At 63.8% G+C, this 22390-nt stretch carries 23 protein-coding genes and 1 pseudogene; 17 read left to right on the top strand and 7 right to left on the bottom strand.

Going from position 1 to position 22390, the window contains the following annotated elements; translation table 11 throughout:
• Positions 1 to 73 precede the first annotated feature (73 nt).
• From cobO to ACSSU5_RS16835, 13 genes are all read left to right on the top strand, one after another.
• Complete coding sequence (gene cobO / locus ACSSU5_RS16775) at positions 74 to 685, top strand: cob(I)yrinic acid a,c-diamide adenosyltransferase (protein WP_095064096.1); 612 nt, start codon at positions 74 to 76, stop codon at positions 683 to 685.
• The gene (locus tag ACSSU5_RS16780) at positions 682 to 1977 is read left to right on the top strand and encodes a cobyrinic acid a,c-diamide synthase CobB (RefSeq protein WP_264309926.1); all 1296 of its coding nucleotides are present in this window, start codon (positions 682 to 684) and stop codon (positions 1975 to 1977) included. The genes cobO and ACSSU5_RS16780 overlap by 4 nt, the downstream gene beginning before the upstream one ends.
• On the top strand, positions 1974 to 2624 hold the full coding sequence (bluB, locus tag ACSSU5_RS16785) for a 5,6-dimethylbenzimidazole synthase (RefSeq protein WP_492559311.1): 651 nt from the start codon (positions 1974 to 1976) through the stop codon (positions 2622 to 2624). The genes ACSSU5_RS16780 and bluB overlap by 4 nt, the downstream gene beginning before the upstream one ends.
• Positions 2621 to 3529 carry an adenosylcobinamide-phosphate synthase CbiB gene (gene cbiB, locus ACSSU5_RS16790; RefSeq protein ID WP_492559312.1) on the top strand — a complete coding sequence of 303 codons (909 nt, stop codon included), beginning with the start codon at positions 2621 to 2623 and terminating at the stop codon, positions 3527 to 3529. The genes bluB and cbiB overlap by 4 nt, the downstream gene beginning before the upstream one ends.
• Entirely contained in the window at positions 3522 to 4514 is a 993-nt protein-coding gene (cobD, locus tag ACSSU5_RS16795) for a threonine-phosphate decarboxylase CobD (RefSeq protein WP_264309923.1), read from the top strand. Before cbiB ends, cobD begins: the two co-directional genes overlap by 8 nt.
• Positions 4511 to 5965 (top strand): cobyric acid synthase, encoded by a 1455-nt coding sequence (locus ACSSU5_RS16800; RefSeq protein WP_492559313.1) that lies wholly within the window; start codon positions 4511 to 4513, stop codon positions 5963 to 5965. The genes cobD and ACSSU5_RS16800 overlap by 4 nt, the downstream gene beginning before the upstream one ends.
• A 1-nt stretch (position 5966) precedes the next feature.
• The gene (gene cobU / locus ACSSU5_RS16805) at positions 5967 to 6488 is read left to right on the top strand and encodes a bifunctional adenosylcobinamide kinase/adenosylcobinamide-phosphate guanylyltransferase (protein WP_264309921.1); all 522 of its coding nucleotides are present in this window, start codon (positions 5967 to 5969) and stop codon (positions 6486 to 6488) included.
• Positions 6485 to 7540 (top strand): nicotinate-nucleotide--dimethylbenzimidazole phosphoribosyltransferase, encoded by a 1056-nt coding sequence (gene cobT / locus ACSSU5_RS16810; RefSeq protein ID WP_492559314.1) that lies wholly within the window; start codon positions 6485 to 6487, stop codon positions 7538 to 7540. The genes cobU and cobT overlap by 4 nt, the downstream gene beginning before the upstream one ends.
• Positions 7537 to 8103: an alpha-ribazole phosphatase family protein gene (gene cobC, locus ACSSU5_RS16815; protein WP_264309919.1), complete on the top strand. Its 567-nt coding sequence runs from the start codon at positions 7537 to 7539 to the stop codon at positions 8101 to 8103. The genes cobT and cobC overlap by 4 nt, the downstream gene beginning before the upstream one ends.
• Position 8104: 1 nt before the next feature.
• Positions 8105 to 8839, top strand: a complete 735-nt coding sequence (locus tag ACSSU5_RS16820; protein WP_492559315.1) for an adenosylcobinamide-GDP ribazoletransferase — start codon at positions 8105 to 8107, stop codon at positions 8837 to 8839.
• 82 nt (positions 8840 to 8921) lie between these two features.
• Complete coding sequence (locus ACSSU5_RS16825) at positions 8922 to 9326, top strand: MarR family winged helix-turn-helix transcriptional regulator (RefSeq protein ID WP_492559316.1); 405 nt, start codon at positions 8922 to 8924, stop codon at positions 9324 to 9326.
• A 63-nt stretch (positions 9327 to 9389) separates the two neighbouring features.
• Complete coding sequence (locus ACSSU5_RS16830; RefSeq protein ID WP_413470103.1) at positions 9390 to 10592, top strand: MFS transporter; 1203 nt, start codon at positions 9390 to 9392, stop codon at positions 10590 to 10592.
• The gene (locus ACSSU5_RS16835) at positions 10589 to 10711 is read left to right on the top strand and encodes a hypothetical protein (RefSeq protein ID WP_264309916.1); all 123 of its coding nucleotides are present in this window, start codon (positions 10589 to 10591) and stop codon (positions 10709 to 10711) included. The genes ACSSU5_RS16830 and ACSSU5_RS16835 overlap by 4 nt, the downstream gene beginning before the upstream one ends.
• A 9-nt stretch (positions 10712 to 10720) precedes the next feature.
• Here the strand turns inward: ACSSU5_RS16835 and ACSSU5_RS16840 are convergent.
• Both ACSSU5_RS16840 and ACSSU5_RS16845 read right to left on the bottom strand, forming a co-directional pair.
• A pseudogene (locus tag ACSSU5_RS16840) lies at positions 10721 to 11317 on the bottom strand (putative adenosine monophosphate-protein transferase Fic).
• Positions 11317 to 11487, bottom strand: a complete 171-nt coding sequence (locus tag ACSSU5_RS16845) for a YhfG family protein (RefSeq protein ID WP_492559317.1) — start codon at positions 11485 to 11487, stop codon at positions 11317 to 11319. The pseudogene ACSSU5_RS16840 and the gene ACSSU5_RS16845 overlap by 1 nt, the downstream one beginning before the upstream one ends.
• Positions 11488 to 11625: 138 nt before the next feature.
• Between ACSSU5_RS16845 and ACSSU5_RS16850 the strand changes: the two genes are divergently transcribed.
• The gene (locus tag ACSSU5_RS16850) at positions 11626 to 12177 is read left to right on the top strand and encodes a glutathione peroxidase (RefSeq protein WP_492559318.1); all 552 of its coding nucleotides are present in this window, start codon (positions 11626 to 11628) and stop codon (positions 12175 to 12177) included.
• Positions 12178 to 12194: 17 nt separating this feature from the next.
• Here ACSSU5_RS16850 and ACSSU5_RS16855 read toward each other — a convergent pair whose 3' ends face one another.
• Complete coding sequence (locus ACSSU5_RS16855) at positions 12195 to 12455, bottom strand: DUF2798 domain-containing protein (RefSeq protein ID WP_492559319.1); 261 nt, start codon at positions 12453 to 12455, stop codon at positions 12195 to 12197.
• A 115-nt stretch (positions 12456 to 12570) separates the two neighbouring features.
• Between ACSSU5_RS16855 and ACSSU5_RS16860 the strand changes: the two genes are divergently transcribed.
• The gene (locus ACSSU5_RS16860; RefSeq protein ID WP_492559320.1) at positions 12571 to 13500 is read left to right on the top strand and encodes a LysR family transcriptional regulator; all 930 of its coding nucleotides are present in this window, start codon (positions 12571 to 12573) and stop codon (positions 13498 to 13500) included.
• Between the two features lie 41 nt (positions 13501 to 13541).
• Here ACSSU5_RS16860 and ACSSU5_RS16865 read toward each other — a convergent pair whose 3' ends face one another.
• The 3 genes from ACSSU5_RS16865 to ACSSU5_RS16875 all read right to left on the bottom strand — a co-directional run bounded on the left by ACSSU5_RS16865 (position 13542) and on the right by ACSSU5_RS16875 (position 15910).
• Positions 13542 to 14807 (bottom strand): OmpP1/FadL family transporter, encoded by a 1266-nt coding sequence (locus tag ACSSU5_RS16865; RefSeq protein WP_264309912.1) that lies wholly within the window; start codon positions 14805 to 14807, stop codon positions 13542 to 13544.
• Between the two features lie 146 nt (positions 14808 to 14953).
• Complete coding sequence (locus ACSSU5_RS16870; protein ID WP_264309911.1) at positions 14954 to 15436, bottom strand: hypothetical protein; 483 nt, start codon at positions 15434 to 15436, stop codon at positions 14954 to 14956.
• 249 nt (positions 15437 to 15685) lie between these two features.
• Positions 15686 to 15910, bottom strand: coding sequence for a hypothetical protein (locus ACSSU5_RS16875; RefSeq protein ID WP_264309910.1), 225 nt, complete (start codon positions 15908 to 15910; stop codon positions 15686 to 15688).
• 955 nt (positions 15911 to 16865) lie between these two features.
• Here ACSSU5_RS16875 and ACSSU5_RS16880 point away from each other — a divergent pair.
• Together ACSSU5_RS16880 and ACSSU5_RS16885 are read left to right on the top strand one after the other, a co-directional pair.
• Positions 16866 to 17285 (top strand): tetratricopeptide repeat protein, encoded by a 420-nt coding sequence (locus tag ACSSU5_RS16880; RefSeq protein ID WP_492561327.1) that lies wholly within the window; start codon positions 16866 to 16868, stop codon positions 17283 to 17285.
• 195 nt (positions 17286 to 17480) lie between these two features.
• Complete coding sequence (locus ACSSU5_RS16885; RefSeq protein ID WP_492561328.1) at positions 17481 to 18854, top strand: DNA recombination protein RmuC; 1374 nt, start codon at positions 17481 to 17483, stop codon at positions 18852 to 18854.
• Here ACSSU5_RS16885 and ACSSU5_RS16890 read toward each other — a convergent pair.
• Complete coding sequence (locus tag ACSSU5_RS16890; protein ID WP_492559321.1) at positions 18826 to 22302, bottom strand: hybrid sensor histidine kinase/response regulator; 3477 nt, start codon at positions 22300 to 22302, stop codon at positions 18826 to 18828. The genes ACSSU5_RS16885 and ACSSU5_RS16890 overlap by 29 nt on opposite strands.
• Positions 22303 to 22390 lie beyond the last annotated feature (88 nt).

Consider the following 22390-nt stretch of genomic DNA (forward strand, 5'->3'; position numbering starts at 1 on the left):
TGCGCGCTCTCCGTCTGCCTGCCTATCGACCTGTCGCTGCGCTTCGCGTGGCCTCAGCCTGCGGAGACCCCTGATGAGCGAACCCACCGAACGCGACGAACGCCACCTGGCGCGCATGCAGCGCAAAAAGGCGATCATCGACGAACGCATCGCCAATTCCCCCAATGAATGCGGCCTGTTGTTGGTGCTGACCGGCAATGGCAAGGGCAAGAGCAGCTCGGCCTTCGGCATGCTCGCCCGCGCCCTGGGCCATGGCATGCAGTGCGGCGTGGTGCAGTTCATCAAAGGCCGCAACAGCACCGGTGAAGAGCTGTTCTTCCGGCGCTTCCCCGAGCAGGTGCGCTATCACGTGATGGGCGAAGGTTTTACCTGGGAGACCCAGGACCGCCAGCGCGACATCGCCGCCGCCGAAGCCGCCTGGGCGGTTTCGCGCCAGCTACTGCAGGACCCGACGGTGCAGTTCGTGGTGCTCGATGAATTGAACATCGCCCTCAAGCATGGCTACCTCGACCTCGACCAGGTGCTTAGCGACATCCAGGCCCGCCCGCCGATGCAGCATGTGATCGTCACCGGCCGCGCCGCCAAGCCCGAAATGATCGAGCTGGCCGATACGGTCACCGAGATGGGCATGCTCAAGCACGCATTCCAAGCGGGTATCCGTGCGCAAAAGGGCGTTGAATTGTGAGTGAGCTGCGACATTGCCCGGCCGTACTGATCGCGGCGCCGGCTTCCGGCCAGGGCAAGACCACCGTTACCGCGGCCTTGGCCCGCCTGCACCGCAACCTCGGGCGCAAGGTGCGGGTGTTCAAGTGTGGGCCTGATTTTCTCGACCCGATGATCCTGGAGCGTGCCAGCGGTGCGCCGGTCTACCAGCTCGACCTGTGGATGATCGGCGCGCAGGAAAGCCGCCGCCTGCTGTGGGACGCAGCCGGGGAGGCCGACCTGATCCTGATCGAAGGGGTCATGGGGCTGTTCGACGGTACCCCGTCGAGCGCCGACCTGGCGCGCCACTTCGGCGTGCCGGTGCTGGCGGTGATTGACGGCACGGCCATGGCCCAGACCTTCGGCGCCCTGGCCCTGGGGCTGGCGCGCTACCAGGCCGACCTGCCGTTCGCCGGTGTGCTGGCCAACCGGGTCGGCAGCCTGCGCCATGCGCAACTGCTCGAAGGCAGCCTGACCGAGGGGTTGCGCTGGTACGGCGGTCTGTCGCGTGAGCGCGGTATCGAACTGCCCAGCCGCCACCTGGGCTTGGTCCAGGCCAGTGAACTGAACGACCTGGATGCCCGCCTGGATGCCGCGGCCGAGGCGTTGGGCGCCAGTTGCGATGCTGCGTTACCACCGCCTGTGGCGTTTGCCGAGCCTGAACCGCAGCCGGCCTATGCTTCATTGGCCGGTGTACGCATTGGCGTGGCTCGGGACGAGGCGTTTGCTTTTACTTATGGTGCCAACCTCGACCTCCTGAACAACCTGGGGGCAGAGCTGGTGTTTTTCTCGCCGTTGCACGACCGTGAATTGCCAGCCGTGGACAGCCTGTACTTGCCAGGTGGTTACCCCGAGTTGCACCACCACGCGCTGGCGGCCAATACGCCAATGTGCGCGGCGATCCGTGACCATCATGCGCAGGGCAAGCCATTGCTGGCTGAGTGTGGCGGCATGCTCTACCTGCTCGACGCACTGACCGACGTGGCGGGTGAGCGTGCTGAGCTGCTCGGCCTGCTGGCGGGCGAGGCGACCATGCAGAAACGCCTGGCGGCCCTGGCGCTGCAGGCGGTAGAGCTGCCGGAAGGCACCCTGCGCGGCCATACCTACCACCACTCCCTGACCAGCACCGATCTGACGCCGATCGCTCGCGGGCTGAGCCCCAACGGCGGGCGCGGCAACGAGGCGGTCTATCGCCTGGGGCGCCTGACAGCTTCCTACGTGCACTTCTACTTCCCCTCCAACCCTGACGCGGCGGCGGCGCTGTTGCGACCATGAGCGAGCACGCTTTCAGCGACGCCGAGCGCGCCGCGCTCTACCGGGCCATCGGCGAGCGCCGCGACATGCGGCATTTTGCCGGTGGCGAGGTGGCCCCAGCGCTGCTCGGCCGCCTGTTGGCCGCAGCACATCAGGCACCGAGCGTGGGGCTGATGCAGCCCTGGCGTTTCATCCGCATCACCCAGCGTGGCCTACGTGCGCGCATCCAGGCACTGGTCGAGCAGGAGCGGGTACGCACCGCCGATGCCCTGGGCGAACGGGCCGATGAATTCATGACCCTCAAGGTCGAAGGCATCAACGATTGCGCCGAAGTGCTGGTGGCCGCCCTGATGGACCAGCGCGAGTCGCACATCTTTGGCCGTCGCACCTTGCCGGAAATGGACCTCGCCTCCTTGGCCTGCGCCATCCAGAACCTGTGGCTGGCGGCGCGTGCCGAAGGCTTGGGGATGGGCTGGGTGTCACTGTTCGACCCCGTGGCACTGGGGGAACTGCTAGGCATGCCTGCCGGGGCAAAGCCTGTGGCCGTGCTGTGCCTGGGGCCTGTGACCGAATTCTATCCGGCACCGATGCTGGTGATGGAAAACTGGGCCCAAGAGCGCCCCTTGAGTGACCTGCTGTATCACGACCAATGGGGAGAGCGGCCATGAGCGTTGCCTTGCTGACCGTGGCCGGGGTGGCCCTGGATGCCTTGCTGGGCGAGCCGCAACGGCGTCATCCGCTGGTGGCCTTCGGCAACATGGCCGCCAACCTGGAACGCCGGCTGAATGCCGGAGGGCGCGGTTGGCGCAGCCATGGGGTGAGCGCCTGGTTCCTCGCCGTGGTGCCGTTGACCCTGGGTGTATTGATCCTGTCGTGGTTGCCCTACATCGGCTGGCTGGTGGATGTGCTGGCGCTGTACTGCGCCCTGGGGCTGCGTAGCCTTGGCGAGCACGTGCTGCCGGTGGCCAACGCGTTGCGCCAGGGCGACCTGGAAGAGGCGCGGCGGCGGGTAGGCTACCTGGTTAGTCGCGAAACCCGCGAGCTGGACGAGCCCGCCGTGGCCAGGGCGGCTACCGAGTCGGTGCTGGAAAACGGCAGTGATGCGGTGTTCGCCGCGCTGTTCTGGTTTGTCGTGGCTGGCGCGCCCGGCGTGGTGTTGTACCGGCTGAGCAATACCTTGGATGCCATGTGGGGGTATCGCAACGAACGTTTCGAACGGTTCGGCTGGTGCGCGGCGCGCATCGACGATGTTCTTAACTATATTCCCGCAAGGCTGGTGGCGCTGACCTACGCGCTGCTCGGCAAGACCCGCCTGGCCCTGGCCTGCTGGCGCAATCAGGGGCCACTGTGGGACAGCCCCAACGCAGGCCCGGTGATGGCGGCGGGGGCCGGCGCGCTGGCGGTCGAGCTTGGCGGCCCGGCGGTGTATCACGGTGAGCTGCACGAACGGCCGCGCCTGGGCGAAGGGCCGATGGCCGATGCCGACGCCATCGAGCGCGGCTGGAGCCTGGTGCAGCGGGGTGTGTGGCTGTGGGTGCTGCTGATTTGCCTGGGAGCCTACTGCAATGCTTGAACACGGTGGTCGTCTACTGCGTGCGGTGCATCAATACGGTATCGCGCGGGAACATTGGCTCGACCTGTCCAGTGGCATTGCCCCTTGGCCTTACTCGATCCCGCCCATTCCACTCGACGCCTGGGCGCGCCTGCCAGAGACCGAAGACGGTCTGGAAGAAGCCGCCCGGCAGTATTACGGCACTCGCCAGCTACTGCCGGTAGCCGGCTCGCAGGCGGCGATCCAGGCCTTGCCGTTGCTGCGTCCGGCTGGCCGGGTCGGGGTGCTGACCCCTTGCTACGCCGAGCACCCGCACGCCTGGCAGCGGGCCGGGCATCAGCTGGTCGAACTGGATGAAACCGAGGTCGAAGGCGTGCTCGACAGCCTCGATGTGCTGGTGCTGGTCAACCCCAACAACCCGACCGGCCGCCAGGTCAGCCGCGAGCGTCTGCTCGACTGGCATGGCCGCTTGGCGGCCCGTGGCGGCTGGCTGCTGGTCGACGAAGCGTTCATGGACAACACCCCCGTTCACAGCGTGGTCGAGTGCACCGAAAAGCCTGGGTTTATCGTGCTGCGTTCGTTCGGCAAGTTCTTTGGCCTGGCCGGGGTACGGCTGGGTTTCGTCGCGGCTGAACCCAGCCTGTTGCAGCGTCTGGCAGAGCTGCTCGGCCCCTGGACAGTCAGTGGGCCGACGCGGGTGCTGGCCCAGGCCTGTTTTGCCGACCACACCGCCCATCAGTCGCAGATCGAACGCTGCGCCGCCAGTAGCCAGCGGCTCGCCGCGCTGCTGCGCAGTACCGGCCTGGCCCCGAGCGGCGGCTGCGACCTGTTCCAGTACGTGCGCAGCGAACGCGCCGCGCACCTGCATGACTTTCTGGCCCGGCGCGGCATCCTGGTGCGCCTGTTCGAGCGGCCAGCGGCTGTGCGCCTGGGGTTGCCTGCCTGTAGGGCAGACGAACAGCGCCTGGCTCAGGCGCTGGCGGACTATCAAAAGGAAACGGCATGACCACGCTCATGGTGCAAGGCACCACCTCCGATGCCGGCAAGAGCACGCTGGTCACCGCGCTGTGCCGTTGGCTGTTGCGCCAGGGTGTCGGCGTGGTGCCGTTCAAGCCGCAGAACATGGCACTGAACAGTGCGGTGACCGCCGACGGTGGCGAAATTGGCCGGGCCCAGGCCGTGCAGGCCCAAGCGTGCCGACTGGCGCCGCACACCGACATGAACCCGGTGCTGCTCAAACCCAACAGCGACACCGGCGCCCAGGTGATTATCCACGGGCGCGCGGTCACCAGCATGAATGCAGTGGCCTATCACGACTACAAGGCCATCGCCATGCAGGCGGTGCTGGCCTCGCACCAGCGCCTGAGCGCCGCGTACCCAGTAGTCATGGTCGAAGGCGCAGGCTCGCCGGCGGAGATCAACCTGCGTGCCGGCGACATCGCCAACATGGGCTTTGCCGAGGCGGTGGACTGCCCGGTGATTCTGATGGCCGATATCAATCGCGGCGGGGTTTTCGCTCACCTTGTGGGCACGCTCGAATTGCTCTCGCCGAGTGAGCAGGCGCGGGTCAAAGGCTTCGTCATCAATCGCTTTCGCGGTGACATCGCCTTGCTGCAGCCTGGGCTGGACTGGCTGGAGGCGCGCACCGGCAAGCCAGTGCTGGGTGTGTTGCCGTATGTCACCGACCTGCACCTGGAGGCCGAGGACGGCATCGATGTGCGCCAGGTGGCCAAGGGTGAACGCGTACTGAAGGTGATCGTCCCGGTGTTGCCGCGCATCAGCAACCACACCGACTTCGACCCGCTGCGCCTGCACCCGCAGGTGGATCTGCAGTTCATCGGGCCGGGCCAGCCGATACCGCCTGCCGACCTGATCATCCTGCCCGGTTCGAAAAGCGTGCGTGGCGACCTGGCGCAACTGCGCGAGCGTGGCTGGGATACTGCCATTGCCCGCCACCTGCGCTATGGCGGCAAGCTCATTGGCATCTGCGGCGGCCTGCAGATGCTGGGTACTGACGTGCACGACCCGCTGGGCCTTGAAGGGCCGGCGGGCTCCAGCCCTGGGCTGGGGCTATTGGATTACGCCACGGTGCTGGAGGCCGACAAGCAACTGCGCAACGTCGCAGGTACTGTGACCCTGGAGCACGCGCCGGTTTGCGGCTACGAGATTCATGCCGGCGTCACTCAGGGCCCGGCCCTGGAGTGCCCCGCCGTGCAGCTGGACGATGGCCGCTGCGACGGCGCCATCAGCGCCGACGGGCAGATTTTCGCCACCTACCTGCATGGCCTGTTCGAAGGCAGCCAGTCGTGCGCCGCGCTGTTGCGCTGGGCGGGGCTGGCCGATGCACAGACCATCGATTACCAGGCCCTGCGCGAGCGTGATATCGAACGCCTGGCGGACCTGGTGGAAAAACACCTGGACACCGCGCACCTGCGCACCCTGTGTGGAGTCGCCTGAGATGCGCAACCTGATCCTCGGAGGCGCTCGCTCCGGCAAGAGCCGCCTGGCCGAACAGTTGGCCAGCGACAGCGGCCTGCCCGTGACCTACATCGCCACCAGCGAGCCGCTGGACGGTGAAATGAACGAACGCGTGCGCCTGCATCGTCAGCGCCGGCCCGCTGAGTGGGGGCTTATCGAAGAACCTCTGGCGCTGGCCACGGTGCTGCGCCGCGAAGCCGCCGAAGGGCGCTGCCTGTTGGTGGATTGCCTGACCCTGTGGCTGACCAACCTGTTGATGCTCGATAACGAGCAGCGCCTGGCCGAGGAGCGCGATGCGCTGCTCGACTGCCTTGAGCAGTTGCCGGGCACCGTTATCCTGGTCAGTAACGAAACCGGCTTGGGCGTGGTACCCATGGGTGAACTGACCCGGCGCTATGTTGACCAGGCCGGCTGGTTGCACCAGGCCGTGGCCGTACGCTGTCAGCGTGTGGTGCTGACCGTGGCTGGCCTGCCCCTTATGCTCAAAGGACCTGCACTATGACTCAAGCCTGGTGGCGTGACGCCTGCCAACCTCTCGACAACGCCGCCATGGACCAGGCCCGCGCCCGTCAGCAACAGCTGACCAAACCTGCAGGTTCGCTCGGCCAGCTGGAAGGCCTGGCCGTGCACCTGGCGGGCCTGCAAGGCCGTGAGCGGCCCGTGGTGGACCAACTGGCGATCACAATTTTCGCCGGTGACCACGGCGTGGTCGAGGAGGGCATTTCGGCCTACCCGCAAGCCGTGACCGGGCAAATGCTGCGCAACTTCGTGGGTGGCGGTGCGGCGATCAGCGTGCTGGCGCGGCAGCTGCAAGCCAGCCTTGAAGTGGTTGACCTCGGCACCATTGACCTTGCTCTGACGCTGCCTGGCGTGCGGCATCTACGCCTGGGCGCCGGCACCGCCAACTTCGCCCGCCAGCCGGCGATGACCGAGCGCCAACTGCAGGCCGCCTTGCAGGCCGGCCGTGACAGCGCCCAGAGGGCTGCCGAACAGGGTGCGCAGTTGTTCATCGGTGGCGAGATGGGCATCGGTAACACCACCGCTGCCGCCGCGTTGGCCAGCACCCTGCTGGGCTGCCCGGCCCTTGAGTTGAGCGGCCCTGGCACTGGCCTGGATACCGCCGGTGTGCGGCACAAGGCTGAAGTCATCGAGCGTGCGCTGATCGTGCATGGCCTGCGTGCTGACGACCCGTTGCAGGCGCTGGCGTGTGTCGGTGGTTTCGAGATCGCCGCCCTGGTTGGCGCTTACATCGCGTGTGCGCAACAGGGCGTCGCGGTGCTGGTGGACGGTTTCATCTGCAGTGTCGCCGCGCTGGTGGCCGTGCGCCTCAATCCGCAGAGCCGGGCATGGTTGCTGTTTGCCCACCAGGGCGCCGAGCCTGGGCACAAGGCCCTGCTCGAAGCGCTGCAAGCCGAGCCGTTGCTGGCGCTGGGCCTGCGCCTGGGCGAGGGCAGCGGTGCCGCCCTGGCGGTCCCGCTGTTGCGCCTGGCCTGCGCACTGCACGGGCAGATGGCGACGTTTGCCGAAGCCGCAGTGGCGGACCGCCCGGCATGATCCTCGACCTGTTGCGCCACGGCGAAACGGAGCAGGGCGGGCTGCGTGGCAGCCTTGACGATGCCCTGACTGAAAAAGGCTGGGCGCAAATGCGTGGCGCCGTCGCCGAGGCCGGCCCATGGGAGGTGCTGGTCAGTTCGCCGTTGCAGCGCTGTGCACGTTTTGCCGACGAACTAGGGGCAAGGCTGCACGTGCCAGTACAGCGTGAGGCCGCCCTGCAAGAGCTGCACTTCGGTGACTGGGAAGGCCGCAGTGCGGCGCAGATCATGGAAGACCAGGCTGACGCCTTGGGGCGTTTCTGGGCCGATCCTTACGGCTATACGCCGCCCAACGGTGAACCGGTCAGTGCGTTCGCCGAACGTGTCCTGGCTGGCGTCGAGCGCCTGGGCCAGCAGCATGCCGGCAAGCGCGTGCTGCTGGTCACTCACGGCGGGGTGATGCGCCTGCTGTTGGCCCGTGCACGTGGCCTGCCCAGGGAGCAATTGCTCCAGGTGGAGGTTGCCCACGGTGCTCTGGTGCGCCTGGTGCTGCGTGACGACGGCCAATTGGGCGAGGCGCACTGACATGCTGCCGTTCTGGATTGCCCTGCAGTTTCTAAGCAGCCTGCCGGTGCGCTTGCCGGGCATGCCGGAACCGCAGCAAGTAGGCCGCTCGCTGTTGTGCTACCCACTGGTGGGGCTGCTGTTCGGCCTGCTGCTGTGGCTGGCCAGCCATCTGATGCACGGTACGCCCACGGCCCTGCATGCGGCGTTGCTGCTGACCCTGTGGGTGTTGCTCAGCGGCGCCCTGCACCTGGACGGGCTGGCCGACAGCGCCGATGCCTGGCTCGGTGGCTTCGGCGACCGTGAGCGCACGCTGCAGATCATGAAGGACCCGCGCAGTGGGCCGATTGCCGTGGTGACCTTGATGCTGGTGTTGTTGCTGAAGTTCTGTGCCTTGTGGGTGCTGGTCGCGCGTGGCGTGGGTGTTGAACTGGTGCTGGCGCCGGTGGTTGGACGGGCTGCGATGCTTGGCCTGTTCCTCTGTACGCCTTATGTAAGGGCCGGTGGCTTGGGGCAGGCACTGGCCGAGCATCTGCCACGGTCTGCTGCCCAGTGGGTATTGCTTGGTAGCACCGCCTTGTGTATTGCAGTTGGCGGTTGGAGCGCGACTTGGGTGCTGGTGGCAGCCGGGGGCGTGTTCGCCTGGTTAAGGCACATTATGTGCCGACGTTTGGATGGAACAACCGGTGACACCGCTGGAGCGATGCTGGAGTTGTTGGAGCTGACGGTGGTGGTGGGGTTGGCATTAGGCCTATGAGGTGTCGTCTGTTGCGCAAGGCGAGCGTGTGTCTGAATGAAATCTCTTGCAACACTCATGACGCGGGTATATACACGTATCCATGTTGACCAGCGAATGCATCTGCACCCATCTACGCCGTGCCGCCCGTGGGGTGAGCCGGCATTATGACGAGGCCCTTGTCGGCTTCGGCATCAATGTCGCCCAGTTTTCCCTGTTGCGGCACTTGCAGCGGCTCGACCGCCCCAGCATCACCACCTTGGCCGAAGCCATGGGCCTGGAACGCAGTACCTTGGGGCGCAACCTGCGGGTGCTGGAAGCCGAAGGCCTGGTGGCCTTGGCTGACGGTGACGACCAGCGCAACCGCGTGGTGCTGCTGACCGAGGCAGGCAAAGCGCTGCTGCAAGCGGCTTACCCGGCATGGGAGCAGGCCCAGAGGCTGCTGGTCGAGCGTTTGGGTGCGGGGCAGCGCGATGAGTTGGTGCGTCTGCTGGAGCAACTGGCCTGATTTGATACGACATTAAGCGGGTATATACCCGCAAAACCTTGCGATGTGCTGGAGATAACGACAATGACTTCGGTGTGGCGAACCAGCGGGTGGGTACTGGTGGGGGCAGCGCTGATTCTGGCGTTGTCCTTGGGTGTGCGACACGGCTTTGGCCTGTTCTTAGGGCCGATGAGCGCCGACTTTGGCTGGGGGCGTGGCGTGTTTGCCTTCGCCATTGCCTTGCAGAACCTCATCTGGGGGCTGGCGCAACCGTTCGCCGGCGCCTTGGCTGACCGCCTGGGGGCGGTGCGCGTGGTGATCATCGGCGGCATCCTGTACGCCGCCGGGTTGATGTTCATGGGGCTGGCCGACTCCGCCTGGTCATTGTCGTTGAGCGCTGGCCTGCTGATTGGTATCGGCCTTTCCGGCACTTCGTTCTCGGTCATCCTGGGTGTGGTCGGGCGCGCCGTGCCGGCGGAAAAACGTAGTATGGCAATGGGTATTGCCAGTGCGGCCGGTTCGTTCGGCCAGTTCGCCATGCTGCCAGGCACGCTGGGCCTGATCGAGTGGCTGGGCTGGTCCGCCGCGTTGCTGGTACTAGGCCTGGTGGTGGCGCTGATAGTGCCCTTGGTTGGCCTTCTGCGCGACCGCCCGCTGCCCAGCCATGGCGCCGAGCAGACCCTGGCCCAGGCCTTGCGTGAAGCCTGCTCGCATTCGGGGTTCTGGTTGTTGGCGCTGGGTTTCTTCGTCTGTGGATTCCAGGTGGTGTTCATCGGTGTGCACCTGCCGGCCTATCTGGTTGACCAGCACCTTACTGCTGCCACGGGCACCACGGTGCTGGCACTGGTCGGCCTGTTCAACATCGTCGGCACCTTCACTGCGGGTTGGCTGGGCGGGCGCATGTCCAAGCCGCGGCTGCTCACCGGGCTCTATCTGTTGCGCGCGGTGGTGATCGTGCTGTTCCTGTGGGCGCCTGTGACCCAGGTCAGTGCCTACGTGTTTGGCATCGCCATGGGCTTGCTGTGGCTTTCCACCGTGCCGCTGACCAACGGCACGGTGGCGACGCTCTTCGGCGTGCGCAACCTGTCGATGCTGGGCGGTATCGTGTTCCTCTTCCACCAGGTTGGCGCCTTCCTGGGTGGCTGGTTGGGTGGGGTGGTGTATGAGCGTACGGGCAGCTACGACCTGGTCTGGCAGATCTCGATCCTGCTCAGCCTGCTGGCTGCAGCCCTCAACTGGCCGGTGCGTGAACGCCCGGTCGCCCGCCTGCAGGCCCAGGCCGCATGAACCGCTACCTGGCTCAGGGGTTGCTGGCCGCTGCCGCGATCGGGCTGTTGGCGCTGGTGTGGTGGGGGTGGCACAAGGGTGGGCTGGCGTTGATGCAGCTGGGCATGGGGGTTTGTTGAGCCGCGGTGTCAAGTGATAGGGGCACCGATGCAGCGCCTGAAAATGGCTGTCAGGGGTGCGAGTTCGCAGTGGTAAGCCGCGATATTGGCAGCTAACCACTGATCCGGCTCAACCTCCCACCAGCTGATGTCATAACCCGCGTTGTAAACAATGTGCTCGAAGAGTAAGCGCTGCGCGCGACCGTTGCCTTCCCTAAAGGGGTGAACGACGTTGAGCTCTGAGTATTCATTGGCCACTGAAGTAATCAGGTCATCCCGCGACAGGTGTTCGAACCATTGATCCGCCCTCATACGGCCGAATACGAGGGAAGCCTGTTTCTCCATGAACTCAGGCTGTCAGAATCGGGTTTCTTGCTTGGATATTGCGACGGTCCTGAGTTGGCCGGCCCAGTCGTAGAGGTCGGAAAACAGGGTCGCATGAATTTTGCGCAAATAGGCTAGATCGTAAGGGGGTGGTTCGAATTCGATTTGCTCTACTGCAATCGCAGAAAGCAAGCGCTCGGCTTGATCTAGCTGGGCGTCGTCTCGGATGCCCAGTTTGTTGCGCATTATGTGACTGCCGGCATAGCAGTAAGGGTCTTGGTCAATGCCATATTTGTCGCGCATCAGCGGGTGCGTTTGAGTAGAGCTCTGAGCACGTCCTCTTTGGGCGGCAAAGGTTTCTCGGCATCTGCTAGAGAGGTTGCGAACCCTTCAAGTCGCAGGCTAGCGGCATAGTTTGACCGGCGCTTGCTGGCTGCATGGGCTTTCTTGGCTTGCAGGCTGATCGGGGCCATCGTTCGATTCGCTCTGAGCTGGAATGCAGGCATTATAACCCAATCCATAATCGACGAGGTTGTCTCACTGGCTGGGCATGGGGCTTTGTTAAGCGCTACCCTGCAAGTTCAAGGATTGTCTTGCGGGAGAAACGAACGATGCGTGCACACTGGTTGACGGTGCCTCTGCTGGCCCTGCTTGCTGCCACGTCGAGCTGGGCTGCGGATTGCCCGGCCTTGTTGCAGGGCAGCCTGCCCGAACTGCGTGGCAAGGGGCAGGTGGATCTGTGCCAGCTCTTTGCCGGCAAGCCGCTGGTGGTGGTCAACACGGCGAGCTATTGCGGGTTTGCGCCGCAGTTCGAGGGGCTTGAGGCAACGTACAAGGAGTACCACAAGCAGGGCTTGGAGATGCTCGGTGTACCCTCTAATGATTTCAAGCAGGAAGACGCCGATAGCGAGAAGATCGCCAAGGTCTGCTACGCCAATTACGGGGTGACCTTCACCATGACCAAGGCTCAGCCCGTGCGTGGCAAGGATGCAATACCACTGTTCAGCGAACTGGCGAGCCAGAGCAGTGCGCCGAAGTGGAACTTCTACAAATATGTGGTGGACCGCAAGGGCAAGGTGATCGGTAATTTCTCCAGCCTGACCAAGCCGGATGATCCTGACTTCCGGGCTGCGATCGAGAAGGCTATCGCGTCGCAGCCGTAACGCCTGCAGGTGCCTGTTCAGTGAGGGTGAACGGTGATCGCCACCAGTCGCACCACCATCGGCCTGACCATCAGCACGCAGACAAACGCCACCGGCATGGCCAGTTGGTAAGCCTTTAGCACGTTGCTCAGATACTGCGAGTTCACGCCGGCATTGGCTGCTGTGATTACAAAGCACATCAACAACGCCATGATCGACGACATGTAAAACGCGAACACGTAGGGCGTGGCACTGGGGCGCAGTTTGCGCCGGCTGCGGGCCTGGGACAGGTTGTTCATGCAAGCTCCTGAATGATGAGTGAAGGCGCAGGTTAGCAATCACCCAGGCCGGGGCTGTAGACCACTGTGATTGAGTTCTTTATAAAGAGATTCTTACGAATCCAAAGGGCTCGACATGGACCTGCTCAATGCCATCCGCAGCTTCATCAAGGTGGTCGAGGCTGGCAGCATCGCCGCAGGTGCGCGCAACCTGGGGTTAACCCCAGCGGCAGTGAGCCAGAACATCGCACGTCTTGAAGGGCATCTTCAGGTGCGTTTGCTTAGCCGCACCACGCGCAGCATGGCGCTAACGCCTGCTGGTACGCTTTACTACGAGCGGGTCAGGCAGGTGGAGCGTGACCTTGCCCAGGCCGAGCTGGCTGTTACCACGCCCGACAGCGAGCCCCAGGGCCGCCTGTGCATTGCATCGACATCGGCCTTTGGCCGCCATGTGCTGGCGCCCTTGATCCCGGCATTCAGTGCCCGTTATCCCCAACTTTCGATAGAGTTGGTAATGACTGATCGACGGGTCAACCATGCGCGTGAGGATGTGGATGTCAGCCTGCGCATTGCTCCGCAGTTGGAGGAACACCTGCTGGCGAGGCACATAGCCAGGATCCCGTTCATCTGCTGCGCCTCGCCGGGTTACCTGGCAAGCGCCGGCGTGCCTGCTACGCCTGAGGCCTTGCGCGAGCACCGCTGCCTGGTGTTCCGCTATCCGGTCGACGGCCGCTTCCTGCGTTGGGGCTTCATGCGCGACGGCATGCGTTTCGAGCCAGAGTTTGGCACCGTGCTGATCAGCGACGATATCGATGCCCTGACCCAGATGGCCCTTCACGATGGCGGCATCACCCGGCTGGCAGCGTTTATCGTTCGACCTTACCTGGCCTCGGGCGAACTGGTGCCCTTGTTCGAATACAGCGACACCGGCCAGGCCTATGCCCAGACCGAGCCGATGGACATCTACCTGTGTGTGGCCGATCGTTTCGCCATGACCGCGAAGGTGCGTGCCTTCATGGACTACCTGCGTGAATGCCTGGGTGACAGCTGGGAGGTCCAGACGTGAAAAAACCGCCACAAGGGCGGTTTTTAAGGTGCGAGGCTGACTCAGAAGCGGTAGGTGAGGGAGGCACCGACGCCGTGAGCGCTGTTCTCGTACTTGGCCTGGTAACTGCCTTTGGTCGCGCTGACCTGGTTGACCTTGGTGTCTTCCTCCCACAGGTAGGAGTAGGCCACGTCGATGGTCATGTCCTCGCTCGGGCTCCAACCGGCGCCCAGGCTGAACACCTTGCGATCGCCCGTCGGGATGCGCGGTGAACGGTCGTGGTTGTTGGTTGGCGACTGGTCGACGGTGAAGCCGGTGCGCAGCACCCACTCCTTGTTGACCTTGTAGGACGCGCCAATGGCGTGTGCCCAGGTGTCGTGCCAGTTCTGCTCTTCGCTGATGGTCTGGAATGCCGAACCTGCCAGTGGCGCCGGTACATCGTTCTGCACGGTGATGGCTTCCAGGCGGCTCCAGCGGGTCCAGGTGCTGCCTGCGTACAGGGTCCACTGGTCGTCGAGTTCGTGGGTGACCGAAAGGTCGACGGACTCTGGCGTCTTGATCTTCAGGGTCGCATCGAACTTGTTGCCGTTGAACGGCCCGATCAACGGGGTGCTGACGCGGGTCTTGCCTTCGAGCTTGTAGTCGACCATCGAGTGATAGGTCAGGCCGACGCGGGTGCTGTCGGTGGCCTGTACCAGGATGCCGATGTTGTAGCCCACGGCGGTGTCATCGCCCTTGATCTTGACTTCGCCGTCGTTGCGGCCAGGGGTGAACGGGTTGATCAGGCTCGAACCCAGCTCGCCCTTGATGCGGTTGATGGTTGGACCGAAACCGATCGAGACCTTGTCGTTGAAGGCGTAGCTGACGGTTGGCTGGAAGGTGACGACTTCGACGTGGCTCTTTTTGCCCCAGTAGCGGGCGGCATCGTCGCTGCCGTAGTCGGTGACCAGGCCGAAGGGCACGTAGACGCCGAAACCGACGCTCCAGTGATCATCGATCGGCTTGACGTAGTAACCCATCGGTACGCCAACGACTGGCACCATGTCACCGTCGGTTTCCCCCCCGAGGTTGCTGCCACGGCCCGAGATGTCGGACTTGGCGATGACGGCGGCGCCGCCCACGGTGATTTGTTCGCGCTTGAGGCGGGACATGCCGGCTGGGTTGCCAAACACGGTGCTGGCATCTTCGGCAGAAGAAGAACGTCCCGCGAAACCTGTCCCCATGCTGCTGATGCTCTGTTCGTTCAGGGCAAAGCCGCTGGCGAGCAGTTGGCTGGAAGCAAGCGCAACGGCTACGCCGAGGGAGGTTTTGAGCATTACTTTTTTCATTATTAGAAACTCCTTGGGATCTCCGGGGCGAAAAGCTACCAACAAATTGCCCGCCGCGCTATAGCCTCAATCACAGGAGATAGAGCGGTTTTGTAGGACAATCCGACCAAAATTCCATTTTTTCCGGTAAAGTTGTAGGACGCTTCCTAAGATGCCTGTGGCAATCTCTGATCGATGCAGGTATGCCAAGCTTGAGTGAAGTCGCGTAGGCGCCCCTGAGGGTGGAAAACCTGTCGCCAGATGCGCGCCAGCCCCAGCAAGTCGTCAGCTGCAGGCAGCGCTGTGCATTGTGCTTCCACAAGCATCCAGGCAATGGCGGTGGAATAGCGCAGGTTTACGGTGAGTTCCAGGTGAGGGCCGCCGAGAAAGGCGTGTTGGCTGGCCAGGCCGCGGATCAGGCTGGCGAGGTCGGGATCACGAGCAAGGTACTCGTCCCAGAGCGCCTGGTGGCGCGTTTCGCCGATGCGGTAGAGGCCATGGCCACGTCGGTCGTGCAAGGCCGAGCCGAGTGCCGACTGGCTGGCGGCAATGCCCAGTAACAGTGCTTCGGCGCTAGGGCAGTGACGGTTAAGGTAGACCAGGGTTGGTCGGATCACATACAGACACAATTCATTCGCCGCGATACCCATGATGCCCTCGAGCAAGTAAGGGCCGGACGGGCGCTGGAGCTTGGCAGCTGGTGAATGATCAGGCCCGCCGGAAGCGGTTAGCACCGCTCGAGTTGAAGTGTAGTGTGATAATCGTGGTGTAAAGAGCTGTTTTTAAATCGATTGCTGCCTGACGTTCAGGGCTATATGCCTTGCGGCAATTACGCCAAGAACGATCAGGCAGGCTTCCCGAGCAGTGATTCAGCGCCTGAATGCCGCGGTATTCGCCACTCACGCGGTGAGCGATTGGCGGGTCCGGGCGATCACTGCCTGCAGGGGTTCCTTACGGCTGTACTGTTCGGGGTACAAGCGTTCGGTGTGGCAGGCGACGCCGTGTTCGTCCACCAGGGTAAAGCTGAAGCTGCCCTTGCGAGGGGCAACGATAAGGCACTTCAGCGGCGAGAAGGCCTGGGAAAGGGTGCCAATGGCAGCCTGAATTTGATGATGAGTTTGCATATTGTTGGAGGTTCCTGCTTTAAACACGGAGGTTATGATCCGTGCATGATAGAAACGTTCCAGTGACGCCTTTATTAAGGGACGAACGAACCTGACTGGAACAAAGCAGCCAGAGAGAGCGCAATCAAAGGTGGGCGCTTGGGCTGACTGGTAGGTACTTCAGAGGGCAGGCAGCACGCCGGGGCCAAGGTTCTAGGCCGTCGGGGTGGAATCCTGATCAATTGGCTAGGTGATTCGCGCTTGGGCAGCGTATGGCTGGCGAGGGAATCATCGAGTGTGGCCGGTCCTGGTTTCAGCAGTGTCTGCTCTTGGGGGGAGCAACGCTGCAAGGACGCTTCTGCCTGAATTGACTTTCAGCTTGGTACTAACGAGGGGCACCATACCGAAAAAAAAGCAGCTTGGCAAGTGTTGCTGCAACTGGCCAGGTTAGCCGAGCAGTATGGCGCTTCTTTCGCGGGCTGGGAAGAGGGGCAAAAGGCTGGCATCGACGGGGATGTACTCGTTTTGTGCATTCAAACGAGGTCTTGCGATGCACTTGTTCACATTTGGCGCGCAAGCTGTAACGCGGCCGCAACAGGCTTCGATAGCCTCGCCAATGCCTTGACTGGGGGGTTAAGTCAATGAAAAAAAACACTAATTTTTGCTGGTGAAAAAATCGACAGTTTGACTGGAGGCCCCAAATCACGGGGGTTTTAGGTCCCCTGGAGGGGGTTGTCCACCGAGTTATCCACAGGAACTGTGGATTGTCCGGAGCGCTTGCTCTAGGACGGGCGTGCCAGCAAACCGGAGAACTGTCGGACAATCTTCGGGCGCCCGTAGACCGGTTGGTCATCCACTCGAAAACGTCAAGAAAAGATCATCGAAAAAATTTTTCAATCCTCCGGAAATCGACAGGTCATGCCGGGAAAAATGGAGTAGAGTGGCGCGCCTTTCGAGTTGCCTTTTCCTGTTGCTCATGAAGTTTCGCGGTAAACACCTCGCCAACCCTGTTGATCCCTCGTCAGCGCCCCCACCCAAACGCTTTTCCCTGAAAGTGGCCCTGTGGCTGCTCGACAGCCCGCGCCTGGGTGACAAGCCTCAGGTCAAGCACCTGGCTGGGCGCTTGCTGAAACAACCGGCACGCCAGGGCGTGGTGGTGGCCCAAAGCCGGCTGGGGCAGATGCTGTGCCGGGATTGTGGCAACGCCCGGGATCGGCGTATCGGCCACGAATTGCTGCGCCAGGCTGCCCGCGCCGGTGATCGGCGTGCGCAGCTGGAGTATGCCCGGCTGTGCCAGGCCAACGAGCCGGACCAGGCCCGCTACTGGTTGGAGCTGGCTGCAGCGCAGGGCTCGCAGGAAGCGCGGCGGCTGCTGGGGCAGTGTTTTTCGGGTTGATCGTGGCGTGTGAAAAGGCGCAAACCCTGATCCCAGACTGATAAGCTGCGCAGCATTCATCACGGTTTGATCGGGGTAACCATGGCAGTGGATCTGGCCAGCATTCTGCTGGGCTTGGTGGCGGGTGCGTTGCCCTGCCTGGTGTGGGTCATGCAGGTGCAGCGTCGTCAGGGCGCCCGCCAGGGTGAACAGGCCCTGCTCGAAGAGCGCCTCAACGCTGCCCAGTTGTCCCAGGCCGGGTTGCAGGCGCAGCTGGACGCCAGCCGCGACGAAGTCAGCGACCTCAATGAAGCCAACACCGTCAAGCAAGCCCAGCTTGCGGCCCAGGGCCGTGAGCTGGAGTTGCTGCAGATCGACCGTGACAATGCCCGCGATGCCGCCCATGCCTGGAGCCTCGAACGCGCCAACCGTGAAGCCGAGCTGCGCCGCCTGGAAGCCCAAGCTGCACGCCTGGAGGCGGAACTGCGCGAGCAGCAGGAGAACCACCAGCAGCGCCTCGAAGACCTGCAAGAGGCCCGCGATACTCTGCGTGCCCAGTTCTCCGACTTGGCCACGAAGATCTTCGACGAGCGCGAGCAGCGCTTTGCCCAGACCAGCCAGCAGCACCTGGGCCAGTTGCTCGACCCGCTCAAGGATCGCATTCAGGCCTTTGAAAAGCGTGTAGAAGAAAGCTACCAGCAGGAAGCGCGCGAGCGTTTCTCCCTCGGCAAGGAGCTGGAGCGTTTGCAGCAGCTCAACCAGCGCCTGTCCGATGAAGCCACCAACCTCACCCAGGCCCTGAAGGGCCAGAAAACCCAGGGCAACTGGGGTGAGATGATCCTTGAGCGGGTACTGGAGCACGCGGGCCTTGAGAAGGGCCGCGAATACCAGACCCAGGTCAGCCTCAAGAGCGCCGATGGCGAGCGCTTCCAGCCTGATGTGCTGATCATGTTGCCCGGCGACAAGCAGGTGGTGGTTGACGCCAAGGTCAGCCTCACGGCTTACCAGCAGTTTGTCGGCAGCAATGACGAGGCGGCGCTCAAGCAGCACGTGCAGTCATTGCGCAGCCACGTCAAAGGCCTTTCGAGCAAGGATTACAACCGCCTGGAAGGCCTGCACAGCCTCGACTTCGTGCTGCTTTTCGTACCCATCGAGGCGGCATTCTCGGCCGCCCTGCAGGCTGAGCCCAACCTGTTCCAGGAAGCCTTCGACCGGCACATCGTGATTGTCAGCCCGACCACGCTGCTGGCTACCCTGCGGGTGATTGACAGCCTGTGGAAGCAGGAGCGCCAAGGCCAGAACGCCCGCGAGATTGCCGAGCGCGCCGGCTGGCTGTACGACAAGTTTGTGCTGTTCATCCAGGACCTGGACGAGCTGGGCAACCGCTTGCAGCAGGTGGACAAGGCCTACGCCGCAGCGCGCAACAAGCTGTGCGAAGGGCGTGGCAACCTGGTCAGCCGCAGCGAGCAGCTCAAGTTGCTTGGCGCCCGTGCCAGCAAGAGCCTGCCGGCAGACCTGCTGGAGCGGGCCCTGTCCGATGAGGCCCTGCCGGACGAAGCGGTTACTGAGCCAGGCTCAGATGCCGATTGAGCAGGGCGCGCAAGGCTGCCGGCTTGACCGGTTTGGCCAGGTAGTCCAGGCCTGCGGCATGCACCAGGGCGATGGTTTCTTTGCTGCCGTCGGCGCTGATCACAACCCCAGGCACCGGCTCACCCAGCCGGGTGCGTAGCCAGCCCATCAGTTCGGTACCGGTCTCGCCGTCGTCCAGGTGGTAGTCCACCAGTGCCAGGTGCGGGCGCATGCCCTTGGCCAGCAAGGCCTCGCATTCGGCGCGGTTGCGTGCGGTCCAGACCTGGCAGCCCCAGCGGCTGAGCAGGCTGTTCATGCCGATCAGGATGCTGTCTTCGTTGTCGATGCACAGCACGTTCAGCCCGGCCAGCGGCTGGCCCGTCTGCTCCACTGGCGCGCTTGGTGCAGGTGCCGCCTGTCGGGCAATCGGGACGCTGACCCGGAACACCGTGCCCTTGCCGGGCCACGAGCGCACTTCGAGGCTATGGCCAAGTACCCGGCACAGGCCATCGGCGATCGCCAGGCCCAGGCCCAGGCCTTTCTCGGCGCGGGTCTGGTGGCTGTCCAGGCGTTTGAATTCCTGGAAAATCTCCTGCAGCTTGTTGTCGGCGATGCCCGGGCCGCGATCCCACACTTCCAGCCACAGGCGTTCACCCTGGCGGCGGGCGCCGAGCAGAATCGGGCTTTTGCCATAGCGCAGGGCGTTGGTCAGGAAGTTCTGCAGCACCCGGCGCAGCAGTTTCATGTCGCTTTCGACCCGCAGGCGGCTGCCGCGCAGGCGGAATTCCAGCCCTTTTTCGGCGGCCAGCACTTTGAATTCGGCGCCCAGGGTGTCGAACAGCTCATTGAGGGCGAACGGCTTGGCGTCCGGGGTGATCTTGTTGTTCTCCAGGCGCGAGATGTCCAGCAGGTCGCTGATCAGTTCTTCGGCCGAGCGCAGCGAGCTGTCCATGTGCTGCACCAGTTGCTGGGCCTCCTCGTTCATGCCCTCGGCCTGTTGCGACAGGGCGGCGGAGAACAGCCGCGCGGCGTTCAGCGGTTGCATCAGGTCGTGGCTGACCGCGGCAAGGAAGCGGGTCTTGGACTTGCTCACCGCCTCGGCCTGGCTCTTGGCTTCTGACAGTGCCTGGTTGAGCTGGGACAACTCGTGGGTACGTTCCGCCACCCGCTGCTCCAGGCCTTCGTTGGCATCGCGCAGCGCCTGTTCGGCTTCGCGGAACGGGGTGATGTCGGTGAAACTCATGACGAAGCCGCCGCCGGGCATCGGGTTGCCGATCAGCTCGATGACCCGGCCGTTGGGGAACAGCCGCTCGGAAGAGTGCGCGCGCCCCTGGCGCATCCAGTGCAGGCGCCGGGCCACGTGCACCTGCGCCTCGCCAGGGCCGCACAGGCCGCGCTCGGCGTTGTAGCGGATGATGTCGGCAATTGGCCGGCCAACGCTGATCAGCCCGTCGGGGTAGTTGAACAGTTCCAGGTAACGGCGGTTCCAGGCGACCAGGTGCAGGTTCTGGTCGACCACGCTGATGCCCTGGTTGATGTTCTCGATAGCGCCTTGCAGCAGTGCACGGTTGAACTGCAGCACCTCGCTGGCTTCGTCGGCGATGCGCACCACGTCCTCAAGCTGCATGTCGCGGCCTTCGATGGCGGCCTTGACCACAGCGCGAGTCGACGAGGTGCCGAGCACGCCGGCGAGCAGGCGTTCGGTGTGCTCGATCCAGTCGCCGTCGGCGTTCTGGTTGGGGTTGAAGCCTTTGCCCTGGCGGTAGGCGAAGCGGATGAAGCTCTGCCGGGCACGCTCTTCGCCGACGAAGCGCGAGGCCAGGGTCAGCAGGTCGTCGATCTGTACCGCCAGCAGCGGTTTGCTGCTGGGGCGGGCGCTGGTCTGCTGGCCGATGAAACGGCCAGCCTGCCAGTGTTCCGACACCCGCGTGCGCGACAACACCGACACCCAGGCGAACAAGGTGAAGTTACCCGCCAGTGACAGCACCACGCCTTGGGTCAGCGGGCTGATCGGCAGGTTCAGCGGGTTGCCATGCAGCCACGCAAGGCCTGGGAACAGCTCAAGCGACCAGCCCACGCTGTGGGCGGCAATCGGCAGTACCAGGGTGTAGAACCACAGAAAGATGCCGGCGGCGAGGCCGGCGAACACGCCGCGCCGGTTGGCCTGCTTCCAGTACAGCGCGCCAAGCATGGCCGGGGTGAGCTGGGTCACGGCGGCGAAGGCGATCTGGCCGATGGTCGCCAGGCTCGCCGTTGAACCGAGCAGGCGGTAGCTGACGTACGCCAGCAGCAGGATCACCACGATGGTCACCCGGCGTACCGAGAGCATCCAATGGCGGAACGCCTCAAACGGCCGCTCGGCATTGTTGCGGCGCAGTAGCCAGGGCAGCAGCATGTCGTTGGAGACCATGGTCGACAGCGCCACGGCTTCGACGATGACCATGCCGGTGGCGGCCGAGGCACCGCCGATGAAGGCCAACAGGGCCAGGCTCGGGTGGGCCTCGGCCAGGGGCAGGCTGATGACGAACGAATCGGACATCACCGTGCCCGGCAACAGCATCTGCCCGGCCAGGGCGATCGGCACCACGAACAGCGCGGCCAGCGCCAGGTACATCGGGAACACCCAGCGGGCCAGGCGCATGTCCTGTGGCTCGATATTCTCCACCACGGTGACATGGAACTGCCGTGGCAGGCAGATGATCGCCATCATGGCCACTGCCGTCTGCACCACCATCGATGGCCAGTTGATGGTCTCTTTCCAGTAGCTTTCCAGTTGAATCGACTGACGCGCCTGGCTGAACAGGTCGTCGAAGCCGTCGTACAGGTTGAACACCACGAAGATGCCCACGGCAAGGAATGCCAACAGCTTGATCAGCGACTCAAAGGCAATTGCCAGAACCATGCCGCGGTGGTGCTCGGTCACGTCAAGGCTGCGCGTGCCGAACACGATGGCGAACAAGGCCAGCACCAGCGACACCACGAGTGCGGTGTCCTGTACGCGGGTGCCCGTGGCATCGGCATTGGCACCGATCAGCAGGTTGACGCCCAGCACGATGCCTTTGAGCTGCAAGGCAATATAAGGCAGCACGCCGACCAGGCAGATCAGTGCCACTACCACCGCCAGGGTCTGCGATTTGCCATAGCGCGCGGCAATGAAGTCGGCGATCGAGGTGATGTTCTGCTGCTTGCTGATCAGCACCATCTTCTGCAGCACCCAGGGTGCGAAAATCAGCAGCAGCACCGGGCCCAGGTAGATCGGCAGGAACGCCCAGAGTTGTTCGGCCGCCTGGCCGACGGCGCCAAAGAACGTCCAGCTGGTGCAGTAGACGGCCAGCGACAGGCTGTACACCCAGGCACGCAGCTTCGGCGGCAACGGTGTGCTGCGGCGGTCGCCGTAGAAGGCGATGGCGAACATGATGGCCATATAGGCCAGGGCGACCACGGCGATCAGCCCACTGGACAACGACATGCAAACTCCGGAGCAAAAAAGGTAACGCGGTCCCGATCAATCAGTCTGGCACGCAGGCGGGCGTTCGTCAGCGCAGACGATGGTCGCA

The organism is Pseudomonas sp. E1MeOHC2 (assembly GCF_058745025.1).

Excerpts from the sequence above, each read along its gene's own strand:
- ACSSU5_RS16890 (WP_492559321.1), bottom strand. The coding sequence starts at position 22,302 with ATGTCGTTGTCCAGTGGGCTGATCGCCGTGGTCGCCCTGGCCTATATG.
- ACSSU5_RS16850 (WP_492559318.1), top strand. The coding sequence starts at position 11,626 with ATGCGTGCACACTGGTTGACGGTGCCTCTGCTGGCCCTGCTTGCTGCC.
- cobC (WP_264309919.1), top strand. The coding sequence starts at position 7,537 with ATGATCCTCGACCTGTTGCGCCACGGCGAAACGGAGCAGGGCGGGCTG.
- cobO (WP_095064096.1), top strand. The coding sequence starts at position 74 with ATGAGCGAACCCACCGAACGCGACGAACGCCACCTGGCGCGCATGCAG.
- cobT (WP_492559314.1), top strand. The coding sequence starts at position 6,485 with ATGACTCAAGCCTGGTGGCGTGACGCCTGCCAACCTCTCGACAACGCC.
- ACSSU5_RS16880 (WP_492561327.1), top strand. The coding sequence starts at position 16,866 with ATGAAGTTTCGCGGTAAACACCTCGCCAACCCTGTTGATCCCTCGTCA.
- cobD (WP_264309923.1), top strand. The coding sequence starts at position 3,522 with ATGCTTGAACACGGTGGTCGTCTACTGCGTGCGGTGCATCAATACGGT.
- ACSSU5_RS16865 (WP_264309912.1), bottom strand. The coding sequence starts at position 14,807 with ATGAAAAAAGTAATGCTCAAAACCTCCCTCGGCGTAGCCGTTGCGCTT.
- ACSSU5_RS16845 (WP_492559317.1), bottom strand. The coding sequence starts at position 11,487 with ATGGCCCCGATCAGCCTGCAAGCCAAGAAAGCCCATGCAGCCAGCAAG.
- cobU (WP_264309921.1), top strand. The coding sequence starts at position 5,967 with ATGCGCAACCTGATCCTCGGAGGCGCTCGCTCCGGCAAGAGCCGCCTG.
- ACSSU5_RS16830 (WP_413470103.1), top strand. The coding sequence starts at position 9,390 with ATGACTTCGGTGTGGCGAACCAGCGGGTGGGTACTGGTGGGGGCAGCG.
- ACSSU5_RS16820 (WP_492559315.1), top strand. The coding sequence starts at position 8,105 with ATGCTGCCGTTCTGGATTGCCCTGCAGTTTCTAAGCAGCCTGCCGGTG.
- ACSSU5_RS16875 (WP_264309910.1), bottom strand. The coding sequence starts at position 15,910 with ATGCAAACTCATCATCAAATTCAGGCTGCCATTGGCACCCTTTCCCAG.
- ACSSU5_RS16800 (WP_492559313.1), top strand. The coding sequence starts at position 4,511 with ATGACCACGCTCATGGTGCAAGGCACCACCTCCGATGCCGGCAAGAGC.
- cbiB (WP_492559312.1), top strand. The coding sequence starts at position 2,621 with ATGAGCGTTGCCTTGCTGACCGTGGCCGGGGTGGCCCTGGATGCCTTG.
- ACSSU5_RS16835 (WP_264309916.1), top strand. The coding sequence starts at position 10,589 with ATGAACCGCTACCTGGCTCAGGGGTTGCTGGCCGCTGCCGCGATCGGG.
- ACSSU5_RS16825 (WP_492559316.1), top strand. The coding sequence starts at position 8,922 with ATGTTGACCAGCGAATGCATCTGCACCCATCTACGCCGTGCCGCCCGT.
- bluB (WP_492559311.1), top strand. The coding sequence starts at position 1,974 with ATGAGCGAGCACGCTTTCAGCGACGCCGAGCGCGCCGCGCTCTACCGG.
- ACSSU5_RS16855 (WP_492559319.1), bottom strand. The coding sequence starts at position 12,455 with ATGAACAACCTGTCCCAGGCCCGCAGCCGGCGCAAACTGCGCCCCAGT.
- ACSSU5_RS16860 (WP_492559320.1), top strand. The coding sequence starts at position 12,571 with ATGGACCTGCTCAATGCCATCCGCAGCTTCATCAAGGTGGTCGAGGCT.
- ACSSU5_RS16870 (WP_264309911.1), bottom strand. The coding sequence starts at position 15,436 with ATGGGTATCGCGGCGAATGAATTGTGTCTGTATGTGATCCGACCAACC.